Source organism: Delftia sp. UME58 (assembly GCF_014170385.1).
In the GTDB taxonomy this organism is placed as follows: Bacteria; Pseudomonadota; Gammaproteobacteria; order Burkholderiales; family Burkholderiaceae_C; genus Comamonas; species Comamonas acidovorans.
Window position 1 is genome coordinate 1 of sequence record NZ_LZZV01000061.1, and the last position, 6,788, is coordinate 6,788.

Consider the following 6,788-nt stretch of genomic DNA (forward strand, 5'->3'; position numbering starts at 1 on the left):
GTAAACGGCGGCCGTAACTATAACGGTCCTAAGGTAGCGAAATTCCTTGTCGGGTAAGTTCCGACCTGCACGAATGGCGTAACGATGGCCACACTGTCTCCTCCTGAGACTCAGCGAAGTTGAAGTGTTTGTGATGATGCAATCTACCCGCGGCTAGACGGAAAGACCCCATGAACCTTTACTGTAGCTTTGCATTGATCTGTGAACCGGCCTGTGTAGGATAGGTGGGAGGCTTTGAAGCGTGGTCGCTAGATCACGTGGAGCCAACCTTGAAATACCACCCTGGTTTGTTTGCGGTTCTAACCTTGGTCCGTTATCCGGATCGGGGACAGTGCATGGTGGGCAGTTTGACTGGGGCGGTCTCCTCCCAAAGTGTAACGGAGGAGTTCGAAGGTACGCTAGGTACGGTCGGAAATCGTGCTGATAGTGCAATGGCATAAGCGTGCTTGACTGTGAGACTGACAAGTCGAACAGGTGCGAAAGCAGGACATAGTGATCCGGTGGTTCTGAATGGAAGGGCCATCGCTCAACGGATAAAAGGTACTCTGGGGATAACAGGCTGATACCGCCCAAGAGTTCATATCGACGGCGGTGTTTGGCACCTCGATGTCGGCTCATCTCATCCTGGGGCTGTAGCCGGTCCCAAGGGTATGGCTGTTCGCCATTTAAAGAGGTACGTGAGCTGGGTTTAAAACGTCGTGAGACAGTTTGGTCCCTATCTGCCGTGGGCGTTGGATACTTGACGGAGCCTGCTCCTAGTACGAGAGGACCGGAGTGGACGTACCTCTGGTGTACCGGTTGTCATGCCAATGGCATTGCCGGGTAGCTAAGTACGGAAGAGATAACCGCTGAAGGCATCTAAGCGGGAAACTCGTCTGAAGATTAGGTATCCCGGGGACTTGATCCCCCTAAAGAGTCGTTCGAGACCAGGACGTTGATAGGTCGGGTGTGGAAGCGCAGTAATGCGTTAAGCTAACCGATACTAATTGCTCGTGAGGCTTGATCCTATAACACTGATGGTTATTGACCTGGTGATATAGCGTTCCAAGTGTCGTTCAATACAAAATCTGGCTGCACCGTCGGCAGCCAGCCAACACCAATTACACCCCCCTGTGCGTGATCATCGAGCTAGTCTCTGATCACCACACGTTGTGTTTCTTCCAAGATTGGAGCGGTTGCGTTCATACGCAGCAGCTCAACAAGTTACGCCTGATGACCATAGCAAGGTGGTACCACTCCTTCCCATCCCGAACAGGACAGTGAAACGCCTTCGCGCCGATGATAGTGGACGGACGTCTGTGAAAGTAGGTCATCGTCAGGCTTTTATTCCGAAAACCCCACAGGTGATCCTGCGGGGTTTCTCTTTTATATAGAGTGAGAACCTATACTTCTCTGCTGTAAAGATGGAGAGATCCAGCGAACAGTAGGTTTGCAAGATAAGATGCAAGTCAGGCAAAAGCCGGTTGCAAGATCTGCAAAAATGATGTTATAGTTTCGGGCTTGGCTGCTACCGAAAAATCAGGGTTTACCCCGACGTTTCGATAGTTGCTAGGAAGAGAGAAGCTGGTGCGAAAGCGCTGGTGAGGCCTGAAGGGGTCACGTTGGTCGGGCAGTGAAGTGGTTGAAGCGCGAAAGTGCAAACAAATACGACACTGATTTGACAAGCGATAAAAATCCCTTCATAATCTCGTTTCTCTGCTGCTGACACAGCAAGCGACGCAAAGCGAAAGCAGCGCGAAGCTGGCGGGTTCAGCGAAATGGCAGTGAAGAATTTAGCAGTACCGCTCTTTAACAATTAAACAACCGATAAGTGTGGGCGCTTGATGCGATGCACTGTGATTAGGTTAGGCGTTAAACCCTGGCCTCTTCACAAGCACAATGAAATCAAGTGCTCACTAGAAGTGAAGTACCTTAGACGTCAAGTTTAAGAACATACCTCACTTCCTTTGAGTAGCGACGTATGACCTGGTTCGGATTTATTCGGACCAAGAATACGAAACAAATACAGAGATTAAACTGAAGAGTTTGATCCTGGCTCAGATTGAACGCTAGCGGGATGCCTTACACATGCAAGTCGAACGGCAGCACGGACTTCGGTCTGGTGGCGAGTGGCGAACGGGTGAGTAATGTATCGGAACGTGCCTAGTAGCGGGGGATAACTACGCGAAAGCGTAGCTAATACCGCATACGCCCTACGGGGGAAAGCAGGGGATCGCAAGACCTTGCACTATTAGAGCGGCCGATATCGGATTAGCTAGTTGGTGGGGTAACGGCTCACCAAGGCGACGATCCGTAGCTGGTTTGAGAGGACGACCAGCCACACTGGGACTGAGACACGGCCCAGACTCCTACGGGAGGCAGCAGTGGGGAATTTTGGACAATGGGGGAAACCCTGATCCAGCCATCCCGCGTGTGCGATGAAGGCCTTCGGGTTGTAAAGCACTTTTGGCAGGAAAGAAACGTCATGGGCTAATACCCCGTGAAACTGACGGTACCTGCAGAATAAGCACCGGCTAACTACGTGCCAGCAGCCGCGGTAATACGTAGGGTGCAAGCGTTAATCGGAATTACTGGGCGTAAAGCGTGCGCAGGCGGTTCGGAAAGAAAGATGTGAAATCCCAGAGCTTAACTTTGGAACTGCATTTTTAACTACCGAGCTAGAGTGTGTCAGAGGGAGGTGGAATTCCGCGTGTAGCAGTGAAATGCGTAGATATGCGGAGGAACACCGATGGCGAAGGCAGCCTCCTGGGATAACACTGACGCTCATGCACGAAAGCGTGGGGAGCAAACAGGATTAGATACCCTGGTAGTCCACGCCCTAAACGATGTCAACTAGCTGTTGGGGCCTTCGGGCCTTAGTAGCGCAGCTAACGCGTGAAGTTGACCGCCTGGGGAGTACGGTCGCAAGATTAAAACTCAAAGGAATTGACGGGGACCCGCACAAGCGGTGGATGATGTGGATTAATTCGATGCAACGCGAAAAACCTTACCTACCCTTGACATGTCTGGAATTCCGAAGAGATTTGGAAGTGCTCGCAAGAGAACCGGAACACAGGTGCTGCATGGCTGTCGTCAGCTCGTGTCGTGAGATGTTGGGTTAAGTCCCGCAACGAGCGCAACCCTTGTCATTAGTTGCTACGAAAGGGCACTCTAATGAGACTGCCGGTGACAAACCGGAGGAAGGTGGGGATGACGTCAAGTCCTCATGGCCCTTATGGGTAGGGCTTCACACGTCATACAATGGTCGGGACAGAGGGTCGCCAACCCGCGAGGGGGAGCCAATCCCAGAAACCCGATCGTAGTCCGGATCGCAGTCTGCAACTCGACTGCGTGAAGTCGGAATCGCTAGTAATCGCGGATCAGCATGTCGCGGTGAATACGTTCCCGGGTCTTGTACACACCGCCCGTCACACCATGGGAGTGGGTTTTACCAGAAGTAGTTAGCCTAACCGCAAGGGGGGCGATTACCACGGTAGGATTCATGACTGGGGTGAAGTCGTAACAAGGTAGCCGTATCGGAAGGTGCGGCTGGATCACCTCCTTTCAGAGCTTAAGTGCTCGTATTAAGTGTCCACTCTTATCGGTTGTTTTTTGTAGCTGGGGTCAAGAATGCTTGACCCCACGTAGAAGCTAACTCATAGCGCTGCTTGCAGCGTTATGAGTTGGGTTTTACTCAACAGCTATATTCGTTCTTTAACAATCTGGAAGAAGCACAACGAAATGTACTTATCAAGTACTCGACGCAAGTCGAAGAAGATAAGTACGGGTTGTGATTGCATTATTTTGTTCCAAGTTCTCAAGACTGAGGTGAATAACCTCAGACTGCTTTGAAACTTATGAACGGCACAAACGCTAATACTCAGGTCCTATAGCCTACAGCGTTATAGGATCAAGCGACTAAGTGCATATGGTGGATGCCTTGGCGATCACAGGCGATGAAGGACGTAGTAGCCTGCGAAAAGCTACGGGGAGCTGGCAAACAAGCTTTGATCCGTAGATGTCCGAATGGGGAAACCCACTGCAGCAATGCAGTATCCCTAGCTGAATACATAGGCTAGTGGAAGCGAACCGGGTGAACTGAAACATCTCAGTAGCTCGAGGAAAAGAAATCAACCGAGATTCCGAAAGTAGTGGCGAGCGAAATCGGAAGAGCCTTTACGTTTTAGCACGCAAGATAGTCGAACGGAATGGAAAGTCCGGCCGTAGCAGGTGATAGCCCTGTAGGCGAAATCTTGTGTGTGGAACTAAGCGTAAGACAAGTAGGGCGGGACACGTGAAATCCTGTTTGAAGATGGGGGGACCATCCTCCAAGGCTAAATACTCGTGATCGACCGATAGTGAACCAGTACCGTGAGGGAAAGGCGAAAAGAACCCCGGAAGGGGAGTGAAATAGATCCTGAAACCGTATGCATACAAACAGTAGGAGCCTCCTTGTGGGGTGACTGCGTACCTTTTGTATAATGGGTCAGCGACTTACATTCAGTGGCAAGGTTAACCGAATAGGGAAGCCGTAGCGAAAGCGAGTCCGAATAGGGCGATTCAGTCGCTGGGTGTAGACCCGAAACCAGATGATCTATCCATGGCCAGGTTGAAGGCACGGTAACACGTGCTGGAGGACCGAACCCACTAATGTTGAAAAATTAGGGGATGAGCTGTGGATAGGGGTGAAAGGCTAAACAAATCTGGAAATAGCTGGTTCTCTCCGAAAACTATTTAGGTAGTGCCTCAAGTATTACTGCGGGGGGTAGAGCACTGTTATAGCTAGGGGGTCATGGCGACTTACCAAACTATGGCAAACTCCGAATACCCGCAAGTACAGCTTGGGAGACAGAGCACCGGGTGCTAACGTCCGGACTCAAGAGGGAAACAACCCAGACCGCCAGCTAAGGTCCCGAATTATCGCTAAGTGGGAAACGAAGTGGGAAGGCATAGACAGTCAGGAGGTTGGCTTAGAAGCAGCCATCCTTTAAAGAAAGCGTAATAGCTCACTGATCGAGTCGTCCTGCGCGGAAGATGTAACGGGGCTAAGCGATAAACCGAAGCTGCGGGTGTGCACTTTTAGTGCACGCGGTAGGAGAGCGTTCTGTAAGCCTGCGAAGGTGGCTTGTAAAGGCTGCTGGAGGTATCAGAAGTGCGAATGCTGACATGAGTAGCGATAAAGGGGGTGAAAAGCCCCCTCGCCGTAAGTCCAAGGTTTCCTGCGCAACGTTCATCGGCGCAGGGTGAGTCGGCCCCTAAGGCGAGGCAGAGATGCGTAGCTGATGGGAAACTGGTTAATATTCCAGTACCGTCGTACAGTGCGATGGGGGGACGGATCGCGGAAGATCATCAGGGTGTTGGATGTCCCTGTTGCTGCATCGAAGATGGCGCTTAGGCAAATCCGGGCGCGTAAATCAAGGGTGTGGCACGAGCGAGCATTGCTTGCGAAGTGATTGGAAGTGGTTCCAAGAAAAGCCTCTAAGCTTCAGCTGTACGAGACCGTACCGCAAACCGACACAGGTGGACGGGATGAATATTCCAAGGCGCTTGAGAGAACTCAGGAGAAGGAACTCGGCAAATTGATACCGTAACTTCGGGAGAAGGTATACCCCGGTAGTGTGAAGCGCCTGCGCGCTTAGCATGATGGGGTCGCAGAGAATCGGTGGCTGCGACTGTTTATTAAAAACACAGCACTCTGCAAAGACGAAAGTCGACGTATAGGGTGTGACGCCTGCCCGGTGCCGGAAGGTTAAGTGATGGGGTGCAAGCTCTTGATCGAAGCCCCGGTAAACGGCGGCCGTAACTATAACGGTCCTAAGGTAGCGAAATTCCTTGTCGGGTAAGTTCCGACCTGCACGAATGGCGTAACGATGGCCACACTGTCTCCTCCTGAGACTCAGCGAAGTTGAAGTGTTTGTGATGATGCAATCTACCCGCGGCTAGACGGAAAGACCCCATGAACCTTTACTGTAGCTTTGCATTGATCTGTGAACCGGCCTGTGTAGGATAGGTGGGAGGCTTTGAAGCGTGGTCGCTAGATCACGTGGAGCCAACCTTGAAATACCACCCTGGTTTGTTTGCGGTTCTAACCTTGGTCCGTTATCCGGATCGGGGACAGTGCATGGTGGGCAGTTTGACTGGGGCGGTCTCCTCCCAAAGTGTAACGGAGGAGTTCGAAGGTACGCTAGGTACGGTCGGAAATCGTGCTGATAGTGCAATGGCATAAGCGTGCTTGACTGTGAGACTGACAAGTCGAACAGGTGCGAAAGCAGGACATAGTGATCCGGTGGTTCTGAATGGAAGGGCCATCGCTCAACGGATAAAAGGTACTCTGGGGATAACAGGCTGATACCGCCCAAGAGTTCATATCGACGGCGGTGTTTGGCACCTCGATGTCGGCTCATCTCATCCTGGGGCTGTAGTCGGTCCCAAGGGTATGGCTGTTCGCCATTTAAAGAGGTACGTGAGCTGGGTTTAAAACGTCGTGAGACAGTTTGGTCCCTATCTTCCGTGGGCGCTGCAGATTTGAGGAAGCCTGCTCCTAGTACGAGAGGACCGGAGTGGACACACCTCTGGTGTATCGGTTGTCACGCCAGTGGCATTGCCGAGTAGCTAAGTGTGGAAGAGATAACCGCTGAAAGCATCTAAGCGGGAAACTCGTTTCAAGATGAGATCTGCCGGGGCCTTGAGCCCCCTGAAGAGTCGTTCAAGACCAGGACGTTGATAGGCTGGGTGTGGAAGCGCAGTAATGCGTTAAGCTAACCAGTACTAATTGCTCGTGAGGCTTGACCCTATAACTTTGATGACGT

The 6,788-nt window shown here is 51.7% G+C and carries 4 rRNA genes; all 4 read left to right on the plus strand.

The window, feature by feature from the left end:
* Positions 1 to 1,007: ribosomal RNA gene (locus A9976_RS18605) — 23S ribosomal RNA — on the plus strand; the annotation flags it as partial.
* A 201-nt stretch (positions 1,008 to 1,208) separates the two neighbouring features.
* Positions 1,209 to 1,321, plus strand: a 5S ribosomal RNA gene (gene rrf, locus A9976_RS18610).
* Positions 1,322 to 2,013: 692 nt separating this feature from the next.
* Positions 2,014 to 3,544 (plus strand): 16S ribosomal RNA (locus tag A9976_RS18615).
* Positions 3,545 to 3,887: 343 nt separating this feature from the next.
* A 23S ribosomal RNA gene (locus tag A9976_RS18620) occupies positions 3,888 to 6,772 on the plus strand.
* Positions 6,773 to 6,788: the final 16 nt, after the last annotated feature.